At 65.0% G+C, this 17,208-nt stretch carries 21 protein-coding genes; 10 read left to right on the top strand and 11 right to left on the bottom strand.

From position 1 onward, the window contains the following. Positions 1-105: 105 nt before the first annotated feature. On the top strand, positions 106-543 hold the full coding sequence (paaI, locus tag ACGYK9_RS08965) for a hydroxyphenylacetyl-CoA thioesterase PaaI (RefSeq protein WP_394409705.1): 438 nt from the start codon (positions 106-108) through the stop codon (positions 541-543). Next, on the top strand, positions 543-1,853 hold the full coding sequence (paaK, locus tag ACGYK9_RS08960; RefSeq protein ID WP_394409702.1) for a phenylacetate--CoA ligase PaaK: 1,311 nt from the start codon (positions 543-545) through the stop codon (positions 1,851-1,853). Before paaI ends, paaK begins: the two co-directional genes overlap by 1 nt. A 9-nt stretch (positions 1,854-1,862) precedes the next feature. On the opposite strand, the gene ACGYK9_RS08955 is transcribed toward paaK, so the two are convergent. Beyond that, the gene (locus ACGYK9_RS08955) at positions 1,863-2,315 is read right to left on the bottom strand and encodes an I78 family peptidase inhibitor (RefSeq protein WP_394409699.1); all 453 of its coding nucleotides are present in this window, start codon (positions 2,313-2,315) and stop codon (positions 1,863-1,865) included. A 254-nt stretch (positions 2,316-2,569) separates the two neighbouring features. Here ACGYK9_RS08955 and ACGYK9_RS08950 point away from each other — a divergent pair, with 254 nt between their 5' ends. The 5 genes from ACGYK9_RS08950 to ACGYK9_RS08930 are packed head-to-tail and all read left to right on the top strand — an operon-like array spanning position 2,570 to position 6,381. Continuing rightward, positions 2,570-3,499: an AEC family transporter gene (locus ACGYK9_RS08950; protein WP_243266482.1), complete on the top strand. Its 930-nt coding sequence runs from the start codon at positions 2,570-2,572 to the stop codon at positions 3,497-3,499. Between the two features lie 28 nt (positions 3,500-3,527). After that, on the top strand, positions 3,528-4,361 hold the full coding sequence (fghA, locus tag ACGYK9_RS08945; protein ID WP_394409695.1) for an S-formylglutathione hydrolase: 834 nt from the start codon (positions 3,528-3,530) through the stop codon (positions 4,359-4,361). A gap of 3 nt (positions 4,362-4,364) precedes the next feature. Beyond that, positions 4,365-4,817, top strand: coding sequence for a YaiI/YqxD family protein (locus tag ACGYK9_RS08940; RefSeq protein ID WP_394409692.1), 453 nt, complete (start codon positions 4,365-4,367; stop codon positions 4,815-4,817). Positions 4,818-4,849: 32 nt separating this feature from the next. Then, positions 4,850-5,470 carry an HAD family hydrolase gene (locus ACGYK9_RS08935; protein WP_394409689.1) on the top strand — a complete coding sequence of 207 codons (621 nt, stop codon included), beginning with the start codon at positions 4,850-4,852 and terminating at the stop codon, positions 5,468-5,470. Then, positions 5,467-6,381 (top strand): ornithine cyclodeaminase family protein, encoded by a 915-nt coding sequence (locus tag ACGYK9_RS08930; RefSeq protein ID WP_394409686.1) that lies wholly within the window; start codon positions 5,467-5,469, stop codon positions 6,379-6,381. Before ACGYK9_RS08935 ends, ACGYK9_RS08930 begins: the two co-directional genes overlap by 4 nt. Here the strand turns inward: ACGYK9_RS08930 and ACGYK9_RS08925 are convergent. After that, positions 6,378-7,619: an MFS transporter gene (locus ACGYK9_RS08925; protein ID WP_394409683.1), complete on the bottom strand. Its 1,242-nt coding sequence runs from the start codon at positions 7,617-7,619 to the stop codon at positions 6,378-6,380. The two genes, ACGYK9_RS08930 and ACGYK9_RS08925, sit on opposite strands and share 4 nt — an antisense overlap. 123 nt (positions 7,620-7,742) lie before the next feature. Here ACGYK9_RS08925 and ACGYK9_RS08920 point away from each other — a divergent pair, with 123 nt between their 5' ends. Then, the gene (locus ACGYK9_RS08920; RefSeq protein WP_067262523.1) at positions 7,743-8,174 is read left to right on the top strand and encodes an Lrp/AsnC family transcriptional regulator; all 432 of its coding nucleotides are present in this window, start codon (positions 7,743-7,745) and stop codon (positions 8,172-8,174) included. Position 8,175: 1 nt separating this feature from the next. Here ACGYK9_RS08920 and ACGYK9_RS08915 read toward each other — a convergent pair whose 3' ends face one another. The 4 genes from ACGYK9_RS08915 to ACGYK9_RS08900 are packed head-to-tail and all read right to left on the bottom strand — an operon-like array spanning position 8,176 to position 11,139. Further along, entirely contained in the window at positions 8,176-9,129 is a 954-nt protein-coding gene (locus tag ACGYK9_RS08915; protein WP_394409680.1) for an OmpA family protein, read from the bottom strand. Beyond that, the gene (locus ACGYK9_RS08910; RefSeq protein WP_394409677.1) at positions 9,126-9,695 is read right to left on the bottom strand and encodes a peroxidase-related enzyme; all 570 of its coding nucleotides are present in this window, start codon (positions 9,693-9,695) and stop codon (positions 9,126-9,128) included. Before ACGYK9_RS08910 ends, ACGYK9_RS08915 begins: the two co-directional genes overlap by 4 nt. Positions 9,696-9,706: 11 nt before the next feature. Continuing rightward, a complete protein-coding gene (locus ACGYK9_RS08905) occupies positions 9,707-10,423 on the bottom strand; it encodes a GNAT family N-acetyltransferase (protein WP_394409674.1) in 717 nt (238 codons plus the stop codon). Beyond that, positions 10,420-11,139, bottom strand: coding sequence for a competence/damage-inducible protein A (locus ACGYK9_RS08900; RefSeq protein ID WP_394409671.1), 720 nt, complete (start codon positions 11,137-11,139; stop codon positions 10,420-10,422). The genes ACGYK9_RS08905 and ACGYK9_RS08900 overlap by 4 nt, the downstream gene beginning before the upstream one ends. Positions 11,140-11,186: 47 nt before the next feature. Here ACGYK9_RS08900 and sfsA point away from each other — a divergent pair, with 47 nt between their 5' ends. Both sfsA and map read left to right on the top strand, forming a co-directional pair. Then, entirely contained in the window at positions 11,187-11,894 is a 708-nt protein-coding gene (sfsA, locus tag ACGYK9_RS08895; RefSeq protein WP_394409668.1) for a DNA/RNA nuclease SfsA, read from the top strand. A gap of 51 nt (positions 11,895-11,945) precedes the next feature. Further along, entirely contained in the window at positions 11,946-12,776 is an 831-nt protein-coding gene (gene map / locus ACGYK9_RS08890) for a type I methionyl aminopeptidase (RefSeq protein WP_271688803.1), read from the top strand. A 28-nt stretch (positions 12,777-12,804) separates the two neighbouring features. On the opposite strand, the gene ACGYK9_RS08885 is transcribed toward map, so the two are convergent. From ACGYK9_RS08885 to ACGYK9_RS08865, 5 genes are all read right to left on the bottom strand, one after another. Further along, entirely contained in the window at positions 12,805-13,881 is a 1,077-nt protein-coding gene (locus ACGYK9_RS08885) for a DUF1513 domain-containing protein (protein WP_394409665.1), read from the bottom strand. Continuing rightward, complete coding sequence (locus ACGYK9_RS08880; RefSeq protein WP_394409662.1) at positions 13,881-14,801, bottom strand: imelysin family protein; 921 nt, start codon at positions 14,799-14,801, stop codon at positions 13,881-13,883. Before ACGYK9_RS08880 ends, ACGYK9_RS08885 begins: the two co-directional genes overlap by 1 nt. Positions 14,802-14,867: 66 nt before the next feature. Next, positions 14,868-16,391 carry a di-heme oxidoredictase family protein gene (locus ACGYK9_RS08875; RefSeq protein WP_394410002.1) on the bottom strand — a complete coding sequence of 508 codons (1,524 nt, stop codon included), beginning with the start codon at positions 16,389-16,391 and terminating at the stop codon, positions 14,868-14,870. Positions 16,392-16,461: 70 nt separating this feature from the next. Beyond that, positions 16,462-16,947, bottom strand: a complete 486-nt coding sequence (gene bfr, locus ACGYK9_RS08870; RefSeq protein ID WP_136720255.1) for a bacterioferritin — start codon at positions 16,945-16,947, stop codon at positions 16,462-16,464. Beyond that, positions 16,944-17,192: a bacterioferritin-associated ferredoxin gene (locus ACGYK9_RS08865; RefSeq protein WP_271692854.1), complete on the bottom strand. Its 249-nt coding sequence runs from the start codon at positions 17,190-17,192 to the stop codon at positions 16,944-16,946. Before ACGYK9_RS08865 ends, bfr begins: the two co-directional genes overlap by 4 nt. Positions 17,193-17,208 lie beyond the last annotated feature (16 nt).

Below are 17,208 nucleotides of genomic sequence, written 5' to 3'. Positions count from 1 at the left end.
GCCAAATCAAGCCCTGACATGGCCGAAAGCGCGGCTCAAAATTTCTTGAAAGCGTTACAGAATTGTGCAACCAATCTGAAAAATGAAACACAAAGGCATGATGGTATGACCCCAGACGCCCGCGCCCGCAAATGTGCCGAGGTGATGTTCGCCCGAGATTCCGCCTCGGCCGGATTGGGCATGAGGATCGACGAGGTCACCCCCGGCGGCGCGGTTTTGTCGATGTCGGTGCGCCCGGACATGCTGAACGGGCATGGGATTTGCCACGGCGGTTTCATCTTCACGCTGGCCGACAGCGCCTTTGCTTTTGCTTGCAACAGCTACAACCAGACCACTGTCGCCCAGCAGAACCAAATCACCTATCTCAGCCCCGGCCAGCCGGAGGAGCGGCTGACCGCCACCGCACGCGAAGTGTCGCGCAGCGGTCGGTCGGGCATATATGATGTGACCGTCACGGGCGAGGATGACCGTGTCGTGGCCCTGTTTCGCGGGCTCTCCCGCACCGTCAAGGGCCAGCTATTTACCGAGGAGGAGCCGACCTGATGAAAGACCTGACCCCCGCGAAGGATACGCTCGACCCGATTGAGATCGCCAGCCGGGACGAGATCAGCGCCCTGCAATTGGAGCGCCTGAAATGGTCCCTGCGCCACGCCTATGACAACGTCCCTTTCTACAAGCAAAGCTTCGACGATGCGGGCGTGCATCCCGATGATCTGAAACAGCTTTCCGATCTTTCGCGCTTTCCCTTCACGGTAAAGACTGACCTGCGTGACAATTACCCCTTTGGCATGTTCGCCGTGCCGCGCGATCAGGTGGCGCGCATTCACGCGTCCTCCGGCACCACCGGGCAGCCGACCGTGGTGGGCTATACCAAGGACGATCTGGCGAACTGGGGGCAAGTCGTCGCCCGCTCCCTACGCGCGGCGGGGATGCGCCCGGGCGACATGCTGCACAATGCCTATGGCTATGGGCTGTTCACCGGCGGCTTGGGCATCCACCTTGGCGCCGATGCGCTTGGCCTGTCGACCGTGCCGATCTCGGGTGGGATGACCCCGCGCCAAGTGCGCCTGATCGAAGATTTCGCCCCCAAGGGCATCACTGTCACCCCGTCCTACGCGCTGTCGATCTTGGATGAGTTTGCCAAACAAGGCATCGACCCGCGCCAATCCTCGCTCGAAGTCGGCATCTTCGGGGCCGAACCTTGGACCAACGCCATGCGGCAGGAGATCGAACAGGCCTTCGACATGCATGCGGTCGACATCTACGGGCTCAGCGAAGTCATGGGGCCGGGCGTCTCAATGGAATGCGTGGAGACCAAGGACGGGCTGCACATCTGGGAGGATCACTTCTACCCCGAGATCATCAACCCCGAGACTGGCGCCCCGGTCGAGGATGGCGAAATGGGCGAGTTGGTTTTCACCTCGCTCACGAAACAGGCCTTCCCGATCATCCGCTACCGCACCCGCGATCTGACCCGCCTGCTGGCGGGCACCGCGCGCGCCATGCGGCGGATGGAGAAGGTGACCGGGCGGAGCGACGACATGATTATACTCCGCGGCGTCAACGTCTTCCCCACCCAGATCGAAGAGGCGCTAATGGCCACGCCCGGCTTGGCCCCGCATTTCCAGATCGAGCTTTCGCGCCCCGATCGGATGGACCAGATGCGCGTGCTGTGTGAATGCGCTGACGCCAGCGTCACCACCGATGCCCGGGCTGCTGCGATCAAAGCGCTGTCGGCACAGATCAAACAGACCGTCGGCATTTCGGTCACGGTCGAAGTCATGGACGTGGGCGGCGTTGCCCGGTCCGAGGGCAAAGCCGTGCGTATTCTCGACAACCGCCCCAAGGGCTAGGGGACGGCCCTAGCCGCAGGTGACTTTGGCGATTTTGCCTTCCGCGTCCAAGACGATGTTGGTGCGGTTGGGATTGGCGTCCATCGTCACCGGGTCGCCCTCTGTATAGACACGCTTGGGCTCTGAGACGATGCTCGCCGCCGATTGCGGGCGTCCGATCAGCCCCCACCAACTGCCCTCTTTGCAGGTGTCGGTCGGCGGCTCGGCGGCGGCAAGCTCTTCTTGCCCGTCATCTTCAGAGGGGCTGGAGGTGTCGTTCACCGCGTTCACGACCGACTCCGGCAGCGGTTTGGGCTTGGCCGCGCTGCTGGGGGTTTCGGACCGCGCCGGGGCCTCGGGTTCCGGCGATGGCGGGGGTGTGGTGGCCGCAGGCGCGGGGGCCGGGATCGGGTTCTGCACCGGCGCTGTCGACAATTCAGCGCATCCGGCCAGCACTAGGGGTGCCAAGAAAACTACTCTCATATTCCAAACCTCGTTCTTCGCGTGGCGTCCATCCCGCAACAGGTAGCTCCCTGACCCGCCCCGCCAAGGGCCGGGCGCTTTGCCCTTGCCGGAACCTGCCGATGGGACTGCTGGGGCGGCGAGATCACGGAGCCGCCCGAAGCGATCCCGCTGGCCGCAACCCCATGAGCGCGCGGTTGGCGTCGATCGGTTCAGCCAAGGCCCAAGCCCCTGCCCCATTGCACCCCAAGGGCGGGCTGGCTAATGCTTGACCCATGGTCGCGATCTTCCTGAAAACCCTGCCGTTCTTTGCGCTGATCGGCCTTGGCTACTGGGCCGGGCGCACACGGTTTTTCTCTGCTGAAGCGACGGCCTATCTCACCAAATTCGTCTTCTACTTCGCCCTTTCGGCGATGCTGTTCCGCTTTTCCGCCAATCTGTCCTTGGCCGAGGTCTGGGACAGCCGCCTTGTCGCCGCCTACCTCTGGGGGACGGCCTTCGTCTATGCCATCGCCAGCCTCGTGGGTTTTTTGCGCGGGCTCGATGTGGCCACCAACGGGATCGAGGCGCAATGCGCCGTGATCGGCAACACCGGCTTTCTGGGCGTGCCGATGCTGACGCTGCTCTTGGGGCCAGAGGCGATCGGCCCCGTGCTGCTGGCGTTGACCGTCGACATGATCATCTTTTCTAGCCTCATCGTGATCCTGATCACCGGCTCCCGCGAAGGGCAATTGCGGCTGGCGACGCTTAAGATCGTCGGGATCGGCCTGCTGAAAAACCCGATGATCGTCGCCATCACGCTGGGGTTCCTCTGGTCCGGCTTCGGCATCCCGATCCCGGTGCCGCTGAACGAATTTCTGGCCATCCTTGGCGGCGCTGCCACCCCCGGTGCGCTGTTCGCCATCGGCGCCTCGCTGGCTTCAAAATCCGCCGAACGGATCGAGATTGCGGGCTGGCTGACTTTCTGCAAACTGGTGCTGCACCCGCTCTTCGTGGCCTTTGGTGCACTGTTTCTCTTCGGCGTCGACCCATACAAAGCCGGGGTTATCATCGCCACCGCCTCTCTCCCGGTCGCGGGCAATGTCTATATGCTTGCCCAACACTACGGCGTCGCCCCTCAGCGGGTCTCTGCCGCCATTCTCGTTTCAACCACGGTCAGTATCGTGACCGTCAGCCTTGTCGTAGGCTGGGTCTCGGCCCTGTGACACACTCAAGTTCGAAAGGAACGCTGCCATGAAAACCATCTCGGAAAACGCCTGTTTCGGTGGCACGCAGGGGGTCTACTCCCACGCCTCCGACACCTGCGGCTGCGACATGACATTCGGCCTGTTTCTCCCCGCCGAGGCGCAGGACGGCCCCGTTCCAGTGCTGTGGTACCTTTCGGGCCTGACCTGCACCCATGAGAACGCCATGACCAAGGCGGGCGCGCAGGCTTGGGCTGCCGAACACGGGATCGCATTGGTCTTCCCCGACACCTCCCCGCGTGGTGAAGATGCGGCCGATGACGATGCTTACGACCTTGGCAAAGGGGCGGGGTTCTATGTGAACGCGACCCAAGACCCTTGGGCGGCGCACTACCAGATGTGGGATTATCTGGCCGAGGAGCTGCCCCCCCTGCTGGCCGAGAATTTCGCCCTCGATATGGAGCGCCAAGGCATCACCGGCCATTCCATGGGCGGGCACGGCGCGCTGACGTTGGCGATGAACCTGCCGGGGCGTTTCCTTTCGGTCTCGGCCTTCGCGCCGATCACCCATCCGACGGCGAGCGATTGGGGAAAAAAGCAACTCGGCGCCTACCTCGGGCCTGACGAGAGCGCATGGGCAAAGCACGACAGCACGCTCCTGATGCGCGAGAAAGGCTTCGACGGGCCTGTGCTGATCGACCAAGGCGGCAGCGACCAGTTCCTCGACCTCTTGATGCCCGAAGCGCTGGCCGAAGCCATGGCCGCGAAACGCCAACAGGGCAGCTTCCGCATGCAGCCGGGCTACGACCACAGCTATTTCTTCGTGGCGAGCTTCATGGAGGATCACGTCGCCTTCCATGCCGACGCGCTCTACGCGGGCTGAGCCGTGACCGCGCTCTACATCGACGCCGACGCCTGCCCCGTGAAGGCCGAGGCCGAGCGGGTGGCGACCCGGCACAGGATCAAAATGTTCCTCGTCTCCAACGGGGGGCTGCGCCTGTCGCAGAACCCGCTGGTCGAGGTCGTGATCGTACCCGACGGGCCGGACGTGGCCGACATGTGGATCGCCGAGCGCTGCGGGCCGGGCGACGTGGTGGTGACCGGGGACATCCCGTTGGCCGCGAAATGCGTCGAGGCGGGGGCGAGGGTGCTGAAACACAACGGCGAGGCGCTGACCGCGCGCAACATCGGCAACGTGCTGGCCACCCGCGACCTGATGGCCGACCTGCGCGCCGCCGACCCCTTCCGCCAAGGCGGCGGCAAGGGGTTTACAAAGGCCGACCGCTCCCGTTTCCTCGAAGCATTGGAGCGGGAACTGCGCGCGGCGGCGCGGGGGTAGGCCCGTGTTAAGCAATTGGTAGGGCAAGTGATATGACACCACAGGCGGTCGTTTTCGACATCGGCAACGTATTGATCGAATGGCAACCGGAGCGGTTTTACGACAGCGTCATCGGCCAAGATCGACGCCGCGCCATGTTCGACGCCGTGGACCTGCACGGCATGAACGACCGCGTCGACAGCGGCGAAAACTTCCGCGACACGATCTATGCCATGGCCGAGGCGACACCCGAATGGGGCGATGAAATCCGCCTCTGGCACGATCGCTGGATCGAGATGGCGGCCCCGGTGATCGACCATTCGCTGCGGCTGATGAAGGCGCTTCAGGCGCGCGGCGTGCCGGTCTTCTCGCTCACCAACTTCGGCATTCAAAGCTATGATCTGGCCGCGACCCATTATCCTTTCCTGCGCGAATTCGACCGTGATTTCATTTCCGGCCACCTCGGCATGATCAAACCCGCGCCCTCGATCTACGAGGCCGTGGAGCAGGGCAGCGGCCTGCAACCGGAGGCGCTACTCTTCACCGATGACCGCGCCGACAATATCGCCGCCGCCGCCGCGCGAGGCTGGCAAACCCATCATTTCACCGGGCCGCAGGGCTGGGCCGACCGTCTCGTCGCCGCAGGGCTGCTGACCCGGGAGGAGGCCGCATGACCGATATCCCGAACATCTCCTTCGATGCGGGCGAGGCGCTTCTGGACTGGATCGCGCTCACCGACGCGCTGGCCGCGGGGCATAACCTCCCGAAGGCCGAGATCGGGGACACTTTCCTCTACCGCGGCAAGGACACGCTCTTGAGCCGGTCGGCATGGATCGACGGGCTGGGCATCGCGGTGAAATCCGCCACGATTTTCCCCGGCAACCCCGACCGCGAAGTGCCGATGGTCAACGGCGGCGTCTCGCTTTTCGATGATGTGACAGGCACGCTCTCCGCCATCGTGGACTTCCACCTCGTCACCAAGTGGAAAACCGCGGGCGACAGCCTCTTGGCCGCGCGCCGCCTCGCCCGTCCGGACAGTGAGAACATCCTGATCGTCGGCGCGGGCACCCAAGGCCGGGCGCTGCACGCCGCCTATTCCGCCGCCTTCCCGCAGGCACGCTTCACGGTTTGGAACCGCACCGCGAAGAACGCCGAGGCGATGGCCGCGGAATGCAAGATCAACGTGGCGACCGATCTGGAGCAGGCGGTGCGCGCCGCCGATATCGTCACCTCCGCCACCATGTCGACCGACCCGCTGATCAAGGGCGATTGGTTGCAACCCGGCCAGCACGTCGATCTCATTGGCGCCTACCGCCCCGACATGCGCGAGGTCGACGACAAGGCGCTCCAGCGCGCCCGCGTTTTCGTCGACAGTTTCGACACCACCGTCGGCCATATCGGCGAGATCAAGTTCCCGCTGGAAAGCGGCGCGATCTCACGCGATCACCTCGTGGCGGATTACTACGACCTCGCCGCCTTCACCCGGCAAAGCGATGACGAAATCACCCTCTTCAAGAACGGCGGCGGCGCGCATCTGGACCTGATGACCGCCAACCACATCCTCGAACGCTGGCGCGCGCGTTAAGCGGTCACCAGCCCCTCGAGCCTTTTCTCGCGGATCGGCAGGTGTACCACGGCGCTGAACGCCCCCACGGCCACGCCGACCCACCAGACCCCGGTGTAGCTGCCGTAGATGTCATACATCCGCCCGCCCAGCCAAACGCCGAGGAAACTGCCCAACTGGTGGCTGAAGAACACGATGCCGTAGAGCGTGCCCATGTAGCGCAGCCCGTAGATATGCGCGACGAGGCCGGAGGTCAGCGGCACGGTGGCCAGCCAGAGCGCACCCATCCCCACCGAGAACAGGATCACCGTCATCGGCGTGATCGGGAACATGATGAAGGCGGCGGCGATCACCGTGCGCCCGACATAGATCCCCGCCAGCAGGTATTTCTTGGAATAGCGCTTGCCCGCCCAGCCCGCCAGCAGCGTGCCCGCGATATTGGCCAGACCAATGAGCGAGATCGCCACCGCACCGAGCGCCGAGGTGGTGGTGATGCCGATGTTGTGCAGCACGCCGCCCGCGAGGATCGGGCCGCACATCTCGGTCACGAAGGCGGGGAAATGCGCGGTGATGAAGGCCAACTGGTAGCCGCAGGAGAAGAACCCGAGGAAGATCAGCGTATAGGAGGGGTCGCGGAAGGCTTTGCCGAGGATCTGGCCCATCGACTCCTCAAGCTCAGCCCGGCTCGCCATCGCCGGCGCGCGCATCATCGGCAGCGTGAGCAGCATCAACAGGATCACGCCCGCGAAACTCACGAAGGTCATCTGCCATGACATGAAGCCCAGCATCCATTCCGCCACCGGCGCGCCAAAGACTTGGCCCGCACTGCCCGCCGCCGTGGCAATCGCCAGCGCCATCGAGCGGTTCTCGTCCGAGGCCGCGCGCCCGACCACGGCAAGGATCACGCCGAAACCTGTCCCCGCGATGCCGAAGCCCACGAGCCAGGCATAGGTCTGGTGTTCGATCGGCGTCGCGGAATTGGCCGATAAGAGCAGCCCGACCGCATAGACCACCGCCCCGATGATAATCGCCTTGCGGTCGCCAATCTTCTCGGCCAGCGCGCCGAAAACCGGCTGCCCGATGCCCCAGGCGAGGTTCTGGATCGCGATGGCCAAGGAGAACTCGCTGCGCGCCCAGGCAAATTCCTCGGCAATCGGGATCTGGAACACGCCGAAGGAGGCGCGCACGGCGAAGCTGACCATGATGATGATACATCCGACCATCAGGACCGGGGTGAACAGGGGCGCGCGGCTTTGCATGGAAGTGTTCCTTTCCGCGGCAGATTATGGGTTTCCCCGGCGTCGTCAATCGCACATCTCCAAAGACTGGCCAGCCCGCCCGCGCTGCCGTAAACATGGCCCCATGCAAAAGACGGGAAGCTGATGGACGAGATCGACAATAAGATCATCGCGGAACTGCGCCGCGACGCGCGGATGTCCTATTCCGCGCTGGCCGCCACCACCGGCCTGTCGCGGGTCACGGTGCGGGCGCGGGTGGAACGTCTGGTCAGCTCGGGCGCGATTTTGGGCTTCACGCTGATCCTGAAAGAAGACATGCGTCACAGCCCGATCCGGGGCCATACGCTTTTGGCCATCGAAGGGGCGGGCACCGACCGGATCAAACGCATCCTTGCGGGCATGCCCGCGGTGCAGGCGATCCATGCGACCAATGGCAAATGGGATTTGATCGTCGAGACGGGGACGGAGACCGTCGAAGAACTCGACAGTGTGTTGGGCCAAATCCGCCGGATTCAGGGGGTGAGTTCAAGCGAGACCAACCTGCTGCTGGCCACTCAGATGACAGTCACCACCTAGGCTATTGCACCGAGAGGACGACCACCTCGACCCGCCGGTTCTGCTCGCGCCCCGCTTCGGTCAAGTTGCTGTCACGCGGCGCGAGATAGCCCGCGCCCTGCGCCTCCAGCCGGTTGGGGGCCACGTCATAGCGCTCAACCAATCGGTCCCGCACTGCCTCTGCCCGCCTGCGCGACAGGGCGGTATTGGCGTCCAAACTACCCACCGCATCGGTATGCCCCACCAGCGCCACCCGCAGACCCGGCTCGGCCTTGAGCAATTCGGCAAGCCGCGCGAGGGTCGCAAAGGGGCCGGGGCCAAGCGCGGAGGTGCCGGTCTCGAACTCCAACCGGTTCAGCACCAGATGCCCCTCGGTCTTTAGCGTCGCTGCAAAATCCCCCGTGGCGCTGGCAAGCGGCACCTCCCCCGTAGCCGCAGGCGTGACAGGGGGGCTGTCACCCTCCGCCGCGTCGCCGCTGCGGGCTTGGATGATCTGCACATAGGCCGAGGTCGCCGCCGTGCTGGCAAGGATGCTGATCGCCTCGGTCGGCGTTCCGTCCTCGCCCCGTCGCAGGGCGGTGATGAAGTGGAAGGCCCGCAGGTTCACATACATATTCGGCCCCGGCAGCACCTCTATCGCAAAGCGGAAATCAAAGCCGCCGCACTCCCGCGCCGCGCAGTCGAGCACAATGTCGAAACCCGCCTCTTCAAGCTGCCGCCGCAGCGGGCGCATCACTTGCAAGGCGGTCAGCCCCGGCGTGTCCATCCGCCATGCGGCGCGGCGCAGGTCGCCATCCACATTGACCCGCGCCACCTGCCCTTCGGCATAGACCCCGACCGGTGCCGCATAGCGATCCGGTGCGGTATTGCGTTCAGCCGTCAGGCGCGCGGTGCTGGGCAGCGCCAGTTCAAGCGCCGCCGCCGGGGCCGCCAGCAGCACCCCGACCAGAGCCGCAACGACGCGCGCCCGGCTCATCGCGCCTGCGCGTGGTAATCGTCGTTGGGGCGCATGTCGGTGGCGCTGGCCACCCGGTTGGTCATGTTAAAGAAACCCGCCACGCTGGCGATGTCGAAAATGTCACGGTCGGTGAAGCCTGCATCGCGCAGCGCCTGACGGTCGGCTTCCTCGACCTTGGCGCTCGCCTCGGTCAGCTTGACCGCGAAATCCAGCATGGCGCGCTGTTTGGCGCTGATCTTGGCCACGCGGTAGTTCATCACCAGCGCTTCGCCCAATTGCGGATCGCCCGACATCTCGCGCACCGCCGCCCCATGGGCCACGAGGCAATAGTAGCATTTGTTGACCGAAGACACCGCCACCGCGATCATCTCACGCTCAAGCTTGCTGAGCGCGCTGTCGCCCAGCATCAGATCGTTATACATGCCGGTAAAGGCGTTCAGCTTGTCGATGTCAAAGGCATAGGCGCGCAGCACATTGGGCACCATCCCGAGCTTTTCCTGACAGACATCGAAATACTTCTGCGTCGCCTCGGGCAGAGGATCGACCATCGGTAGATCAAGGGCGGTGGGCATGTCGTTGGCCATGGGCTTATCCTTCACTCGGTGCTTTGACGATAATGATAGTGCCCGACCGGGGCAAAGCCCAGCTTGGCATAGAGCGCCTGCGCACGGGTATTGGTATCGACGCAGAGCACCGACAACCGCGTGGCCCCCTGCGCCTGCCCCCAATGGGCGGCGGCCCGCATCAGCCAAGTCGCCACGCCTTGGCGTTGTTGATGGGGCAGCACCTCAACCGCGTGGACCATACAGATATCATTGTGCACCCCGGCAAAGGCCACGCCTGCGGGTTTCTCGTTCCAGCGGGCAAGGATGCCGGTCTTGGTTGCGGCGCGGTCCATCACGGCAAGGCGCGCGGGGCCGACCCCGCCGGTGGCCCAGACCTCGGCCATGATCGCCAGCGGCTCCCAAATGCAAAAGGCGGTGACCGGGGGCATCGGTATATCGGTGAGGCGGGTGATCGGCAGGCTCAGCACCGTGACCGGATCGACCACGTCGTACCCCCGCGCGGCCAGCAGCGCGTCGAGGTCATCCTCCCCCTCGCGGACCATGAACAGCGGGCGCTGGTCCATCTCGCGCATCGCCGCTTCGGCGGTCGGAATGTCGGCATCGGAGATCGCCCCACGCGCTGTCGCCGCCGAGACCCGCTTGCCGCCGCCCTGCCCTTCGCGCAGGGTCCATGGGCCGTGCTCGACGCGCCGCGCAGCGGGCCATGTCGCGTCGCCCGCGTCGAAAAACGCCTGCGCCTCGCTCATGCGAAGGCGGCCTTGAGCTTGGCCATCGCGGCTTCGACCATCCCCGGATCGCTGCCCCGGATCACCACATGCGCGCCAAAGACACCGTCCTTTTGAAACGGGTAGCTGCCCATCGACAAATGCGGATATTCCTCGGCCAGCGCCCCCAGCGGCCCGGCGATATCGCCTTCGCCCCGGTCGATGCGCAGGGTCTCACTGATCAGCGGCTGCCCCCCGGTCAGCCCCGGCAGAACGCTGGCAACCATCGCCTGAAAAACCGCAGGCACCCCGGCCATCACATGCACGTTTTCGACGATGAAACCCGGCGCCGCAGAGACCGGGTTCTCAATCAGCGCGGCGCCTTCAGGGATGCGCGCCATGCGCAGGCGCGCCGCGTTCATCTCGGTCCCGGCGCGGGCGTAATGTTCCGCCAAAATCTCGCGCGCATCGTCGCGCTCGTCGATGTCGCGGTTAAAGGCGGCGGCGATGCAATCGGCGGTGATGTCGTCATGCGTCGGCCCGATCCCGCCCGAGGTGAAGACATGGGTATAGGCCGAAGACAGCGCCTGCACGGCGGCGATGATCGCCCCATGATCGTCCGAGACCACGCGCACTTCGCGCAGGTCGATCCCCACTTTCGTCAACTCCCCCGCAAGGTGATGCATATTGCTGTCACGGGTCCGGCCCGAGAGGATTTCGTCGCCGATGACGATCATCGCGGCGGTGGGGTTTGACATGGGGCGGCTCCTTGAGGATGGCGTCCCTTCGGTATAGGCCGCGCCCCATGCGCTTTCAAACCCAACTTGTCCCCGCCCGGCTGATCCGCCGCTACAAACGCTTTCTGGCCGATTGCAGGCTTGAGGAGACGGGCGAAGAGGTGGTGGCCCATTGCGCCAACCCCGGCTCGATGATGGGACTGGCGGAACCGGGCAGCCGCATCTGGCTGGAGCCGAACGACGATCCGAAGAAAAAGCTGAACTACGGCTGGCGGTTGGTGGACCATGAAAACGGCCATTTCACCGGCGTCGACACCGCCCTGCCCAACCGCGCGATGAAGGCGGCGCTGATCGCGGGTGAGGTCGCCCCGCTCGCCGCCTATACCGAGGTGCGGCCCGAGGTGAAATACGGCGAAAACTCCCGCATCGACTTCCTGCTCAGCGGCGATGGCCTGCCCGATGCCTATGTCGAGGTGAAATCCGTCACCCTCTCACGCGAAACGGGGCTGGCCGAATTCCCCGACAGCGTGACCGCCCGCGGGGCGAAACATCTGGGCGAGTTGGCGCGGATGGCGCAGGCCGGGCACCGCGCCGTGCTGCTCTATCTGGTGCAGCGCACCGATTGCTCGCAGATGCGCCTCGCTGCCGATATCGACCCGACCTATGCCGCCGCCTCCCATGCCGCGCGGGCGGCGGGGCTGGAAATCTACGCCATCGGCACCCATATCACGCCCCAAGCCGTCACACTGGCGCAACCGATCCCCTTCGCGGGCTGAGCCGCTCTGGCCCTCGCCCGAAAGCCACGTTAAGTAGGAGCGAACACAAGCATGGAGAGAGCGGTGAACAACGCACACCGAGGCCGCCAGACGCGCGACGGCATTCGCATTTACGAGCCTTCCGATCATGCCGGGATGCAGGCAGCGGGCCGTCTCGCCGCCACCATACTCGACGAGATCGCAGAGCATGTCTTCCCCGGTCAAACCACCGGAGAGTTGGACCGCCTGATCGAAGAGAAGGTCAACGCCGCCGGGGCGAAATCCGCCACCATTGGCTACAAGGGCTACAAACACGCCAGCTGCATCTCGGTGAACCATGTGGTCTGCCACGGGATCCCCAGCGACAAGAAGCTGAAAGACGGCGACATCCTGAACATCGACGTGACCGTCATCGTCGATGGCTGGTTCGGCGATACCAGCCGCATGTATGTGGCGGGCAAACTTTCGCGCAAGGCCGAGCGGCTGATCAACGTGACCCACGACAGCCTGATGCGCGGGATCGAAGCGGTGAAGCCGGGCAATACCTTTGGTGACATCGGCCATGCGATCCAGACATTTGTCGAAGGCCACCGCATGTCGGTCGTGACCGACTTCTGCGGCCATGGACTGGGGCAGGTCTTTCACGCACCGCCCAACGTGCTGCACTATGGCCGCCCGGGCACCGGCGCTGTGCTTGAGCCGGGCATGTTCTTTACCATTGAGCCGATGGTGAACCTTGGCCGGGCCGAGACCAAGACCCTCGCCGACGATTGGACCGCTGTCACCCGCGACAAATCCCTCTCGGCACAGTTCGAACATTCGGTGGGTGTGACCGAAGACGGGGTGGAGATCTTCACCCTCTCGCCCGGTGGTTTGTTCCACCCGACCTACAAGACCGACTAAATGCAGCGGGGGCACGGCCCCCGCCCGCCTATGCGTCGATGGCAACCAAATGGTTGTCCCACGCCCGCTTGGCCGTGGTCAGCCGCGACAGCGTGGCCTCTTGCAGCGACAGGATACCGCCCAGCCCATCCGTGGCCACAAAGCCGCCCCGGCCCGGTGCCAGCCCGCAGACATCGGCGCGGCGATGGCTGGCGAGGAAAGAACCACGGTTGTCAAAGACATGCAGCCGCCCGCCGCGCGGTGACGTGATCCCGACCGCCCCGCCATCCGCCGCAAATGCCACGCTGCCCGCGTAGCCCTGCATTGCTATTTGCTCGGCCAAATCGGCCTCGGCCAAGATCGGCTTTTCCCCGCGCCGGTGCAGGCCCAGCAGCGGCACGCCGTCGCCCGGCTCCCCCTGCCATTGCATCGCAAAGGCCACCTGCCCGTCCGGCGCCAAGGCCAGATGCCGGATCGAATTCTTATGCAGGTCATCAGGCAGCGAAACCTGCTCCAGCACTTCGCCCGAGAGGCTGACATAAGACAGATTGGGCCGCATCACATCGATGTTCAACTTCTCCCGCCCGCTGTCGGGATGAGTGCGGATGCCGCCATTGGCCACCACCAGCACATCCTCGGACCAACGGCGGATTTCATGGGGCCCAACCCCGCCCGAGGCGATCTCTCCGATCCGGGCATAGCCCTTGGCGCGGGACCACAGGCCGATGCGCCCTTCGCCGCTGTCGATGTCATTTTCGCTGGTGGCGAGGATGGCCCCGCCTTGCAAAAACGCCCCATGCCCGTAGAAATGCCGCCCCTCCGGCGCGTCGAGGCGATGGGCAACACGGCCCTGCTCGCAGTCGATCACCAGCGCGAAACGTCCCGGACGGCGGGCAAAGGCGACCGCCTCGGGCGCGGTGGGATGGGCGGCGGCGGCATGGCCCCGGTCGGGCAGCGGAATGCGGAAAATGTCGTGGCCGGACCCGTCCAGCCCGAAAAGCGCATAGGCCCCCGAAGGGTCACGCGCGGCGGCAAGGTAGACGGGGCTTCCCGCGGCGGCCCAGCCCATTGCGGGCAAGCTCGACGCGGCGGCGAGACCGGCGAGGAAATGGCGGCGTGAGGGCATCAATCCCCATCCGCCGAATTGAACCCAACCGAGACGCCAAGCGCCGGGGCGATCTCTGCCCCCACCGCCTCGGAAATGGCGCGCACATCGTTTTGCAGCGCCTCGACCCGGATACGGCTGATCGGATCGGCCACCCCGGCAAAGACCGGGTCTTCCAACGCGCGCGCGGCGCTCAAGGCGCGGTCGAATGCGGCATCGGTCTTGGGGGTGGGCGCGTCCGACAGCGTGTCGGCCAGTCCGTGCAATGCTTCGAGCGACAGGACCACATTGCGCAGGCTGCGGCCCGAACGGCGCGCCTCGGCCACCTGCGGTTTGGGGGCGTCGAAACGGCCCATTGGGCGGCCCAGACGTTGGTCCGCCACGAACTCCAACCCGGTGGCAAGGGCGGTGTAAAGCGCCTGAGACGCCTCGCGCGGGCTGAGGAAACGGTCATTGCCCGCCTCCCCTGCGCTGCGGAGCGTGGCGGCGAAATCTTCACGCCATGCGGTGTCGACCTCCCGCCCCAGTTCCGCCAGATCGGCCGCCATCGCGCGGGCCAGTGCGCAGCTATAGCTGTCAGCCTCGTAGCCCGCGAAGTCATCGTCATAAAGCAGCCGTTCCAGCGCAAAGAGCCCGCGCGCGGCGATGGAGACTTCGGCGTAATCCCCGCTTGTCGCGATCGGGTCTTCTTCGGCCACCATCCGCGCCACGCTGCGCCCCACCATGCCGCGCGTGTCGGGCCAAAAGGCGATGGCCAGCCCGCGCCCGTCTTCCTCGAGCGGGCCGAGGGTCAAATGCGCGATGCCGAGCCATGCGTCGAAAGCCTCCTGATAGGCCGGGCGCAGGGCGGCATCGGTGCAATCGGCCTGCGCCGCCGTATCAAGCGCCGCCGTAGCCGAGGCGAAACGGGCGGCGCCGGGCAGCGCGTGGTCTTGGATCACCTCCTCCAACCCCGGCAAGGGCGGGGGCGGCGGTCAGAAGGAAGGTGGCGGTCAGCAGGCTGCGCATCAGAGGCTCTCCAGATAGCGGATCAGGGCGTCACGGTCGGCTTTGGGCATGTCGACCACGGCATCACGGGCGGGCTGGGCTTCGCCGCCGTGCCAGAGCACCGCTTCGAGCAGCGACCGCGCCCGCCCATCGTGCAGGAATTGGGTATGGCCGTTGACCTGTTCGGTCAAGCCGATGCCCCAGAGCGGCGCGGTGCGCCACTCGCGCCCGTTCGCGCGGCCCTCGGGGCGGTTGTCGGCCAGCCCTTCGCCCATGTCATGCAGCAAAAGATCGGTCATCGGCCAGATCAGCTGAAAGCTCTGCTCGGGCTGGTCCTCCAACCGTTCGGTCACGAATTTCGGCTGGTGGCACGAGGTGCAGCCCACCTCATGAAACACCGCCTTGCCGCGCAGCACCTCAGGCGCGCCGACATCGCGGCGGGCGGGCACGGCCAGGTTGCGGCTGTAGAAAGTCACCAGATCCAGCCCTTCGGCGTCGATCTCGGCGCCACGGTCGTCACCATCCCCATGGGGTGCCGCGCGGCAGGCGGTCTGCTCGGTCGTGCAATCGCCCCATGCCGCGTCGAAAATGGGGGAGGAAATGCCGATATCCCCCGCAAAGGCGCTGGCGGATTGCTCGCGGATCGTCGGTGCGCCGGCTTTCCAGCCGAAACGGCCCAGCATCGGGCGCGCGTGTTCAAAGGACCAAACGATCTGCGCCCGGCCCGAGATGCCATCACCATCGGCGTCCTCCGGGTCGGCCAGCGCCAAGATATCTGCCGCCGGGATCGCCTCTAGCAGGCCAAGCCCGATCATCGGCGGGGCGACGCGGGGGCTGAGCATCGCGCCCTCGGCCAAGGGGCCATAGCCGAGGTCTTCGGCACTGTAGGTCGGGCGGCGCAGGCTGGCGGTCTCCCCCTCAGACAGGGCGACTTCCACCTTTTCATAACGCACGCCGAGACGGTACTCCGCCGGATGGCCCGCCACCCCGAAATCCTGCAATTGCCCACCATAGACAGGATCGGGCCGCGTGCGCGGGGTCTTGTCGCCGACCGAGAGCAGGAAGGCCTCGATCTCGCTCATCGCCTCTTCGGGGGGCGTGGGGACCGAGATGCGCAGGAACATCGACACCGCGTCATCCTGAGGCCCCTCGGGCGGATGGCCGCGCCCGTCTTTCAGGTGGCAGCGCTGGCAGGAACGCGCGTTGAAGAGCGGCCCCAGCCCGTCAGAGGCCAGCGTCGACGAGGGCGAAGAGACCCAGAGTTTCTTGAACAGCCCGTTGCCGACCTTGAAATCCAACTCCCGCTCGAAAGGGATATTGCCCGAAGGCAGCGAAAACGCATCGGCATTGCCGCGCGGGCTGACCGTGGCGGCCCCTGCGGGGTTCGTCTCAAAGGGTTCGGGCTTGTCGAATTCGGTCGCAGGGGCGGTGACCTTGGCGATCCGGGCGGCCTCTTCCGCGGTGCGGGGGATCACCTTGAGATGCGGTTCCTCCAAAGCTTGCGGGGCGGCGGCGGCCATGCTCGCGGCGGCCACCGTGAGCATCGGAATGAGGAATCGCATGGGAAATGCCTTGGATAAGCGGCAGGCCCGAAACCGGGCCTGCCTGTCGTGGTTACTTGCTGTCGTCTGTCGGCTTGGCCTGAAGCTGACCATAGACGGCCTCGCCCAGTTCCGCCTGAAGCGCCAGTTGGGTTTCGAGGAAGTCGATATGCCCTTCCTCATCGGCGATCAATTCTTCGAACAGGTTCTTCGAGACATAGTCGCCCACCTGATCGCAGTGATTGCGCGCTTCGATATAGAGGGTGCGGGCCTCATGCTCGGCGGCGAGATCGGCCTCAAGGCATTCCTTGACCGTTTCACCAATGCGCAGCGCGTCCAGCTTTTGCAGGTTGGGGTGCCCTTCGAGGAAGATGATCCGCTCGATCAGCTTGTCGGCGTGGTTCATCTCTTCGATGCTTTCCTCGCGCGATTTATCGGCAAGCCGACCATAGCCCCAGTCTTCTTGCAGCCGGTAATGCAGCCAGTACTGGCTGACCGCCGTCAATTCGCTGCGCAATGCAGCGTTGAGATATTCGATGACCTTGTCGTCGCCCTTCATGAACCTGTCTCCTTGTTTGGTTTCGCCTGACGTAGAGTGGTTTTCAGCACAGGCACGGAAAAGTTGCCATTTCCGCGCATGGTAGACAAGAAGAGAGGCATGCACCCCCCGCAATCGGCTGCTTTGCCCAAAGCGCGGTATACTTTGCCGGCAGTAATAACCGTTCGCGCGTCCGAGGCGCGCATCCAGTCGATGGCATTGTTGATGTCGCGATCGGTGATGTTCTGACAGTGACAAACAATCATGGTTTTGCGTATTCCT

Origin of the sequence: Sulfitobacter sp. 1A15258 (assembly GCF_043557045.1) — a bacterium.
Classification (GTDB): domain Bacteria; phylum Pseudomonadota; class Alphaproteobacteria; order Rhodobacterales; family Rhodobacteraceae; genus Sulfitobacter; species Sulfitobacter faviae.
The sequence above is the reverse complement of the archived record's forward strand: the minus strand, read 5'-3'. Positions and strand labels throughout refer to the sequence as shown.

Coding starts and splice junctions, on each gene's coding strand:
- paaI (WP_394409705.1), top strand. CDS start 106: ATGACCCCAGACGCCCGCGCCCGCAAATGTGCCGAGGTGATGTTCGCC.
- paaK (WP_394409702.1), top strand. CDS start 543: ATGAAAGACCTGACCCCCGCGAAGGATACGCTCGACCCGATTGAGATC.
- ACGYK9_RS08955 (WP_394409699.1), bottom strand. CDS start 2,315: ATGAGAGTAGTTTTCTTGGCACCCCTAGTGCTGGCCGGATGCGCTGAA.
- ACGYK9_RS08950 (WP_243266482.1), top strand. CDS start 2,570: ATGGTCGCGATCTTCCTGAAAACCCTGCCGTTCTTTGCGCTGATCGGC.
- fghA (WP_394409695.1), top strand. CDS start 3,528: ATGAAAACCATCTCGGAAAACGCCTGTTTCGGTGGCACGCAGGGGGTC.
- ACGYK9_RS08935 (WP_394409689.1), top strand. CDS start 4,850: ATGACACCACAGGCGGTCGTTTTCGACATCGGCAACGTATTGATCGAA.
- ACGYK9_RS08930 (WP_394409686.1), top strand. CDS start 5,467: ATGACCGATATCCCGAACATCTCCTTCGATGCGGGCGAGGCGCTTCTG.
- ACGYK9_RS08925 (WP_394409683.1), bottom strand. CDS start 7,619: ATGCAAAGCCGCGCGCCCCTGTTCACCCCGGTCCTGATGGTCGGATGT.
- ACGYK9_RS08920 (WP_067262523.1), top strand. CDS start 7,743: ATGGACGAGATCGACAATAAGATCATCGCGGAACTGCGCCGCGACGCG.
- ACGYK9_RS08915 (WP_394409680.1), bottom strand. CDS start 9,129: ATGAGCCGGGCGCGCGTCGTTGCGGCTCTGGTCGGGGTGCTGCTGGCG.
- ACGYK9_RS08910 (WP_394409677.1), bottom strand. CDS start 9,695: ATGGCCAACGACATGCCCACCGCCCTTGATCTACCGATGGTCGATCCT.
- ACGYK9_RS08905 (WP_394409674.1), bottom strand. CDS start 10,423: ATGAGCGAGGCGCAGGCGTTTTTCGACGCGGGCGACGCGACATGGCCC.
- ACGYK9_RS08900 (WP_394409671.1), bottom strand. CDS start 11,139: ATGTCAAACCCCACCGCCGCGATGATCGTCATCGGCGACGAAATCCTC.
- sfsA (WP_394409668.1), top strand. CDS start 11,187: ATGCGCTTTCAAACCCAACTTGTCCCCGCCCGGCTGATCCGCCGCTAC.
- map (WP_271688803.1), top strand. CDS start 11,946: ATGGAGAGAGCGGTGAACAACGCACACCGAGGCCGCCAGACGCGCGAC.
- ACGYK9_RS08885 (WP_394409665.1), bottom strand. CDS start 13,881: ATGCCCTCACGCCGCCATTTCCTCGCCGGTCTCGCCGCCGCGTCGAGC.
- ACGYK9_RS08875 (WP_394410002.1), bottom strand. CDS start 16,391: ATGCTCACGGTGGCCGCCGCGAGCATGGCCGCCGCCGCCCCGCAAGCT.
- bfr (WP_136720255.1), bottom strand. CDS start 16,947: ATGAAGGGCGACGACAAGGTCATCGAATATCTCAACGCTGCATTGCGC.
- ACGYK9_RS08865 (WP_271692854.1), bottom strand. CDS start 17,192: ATGATTGTTTGTCACTGTCAGAACATCACCGATCGCGACATCAACAAT.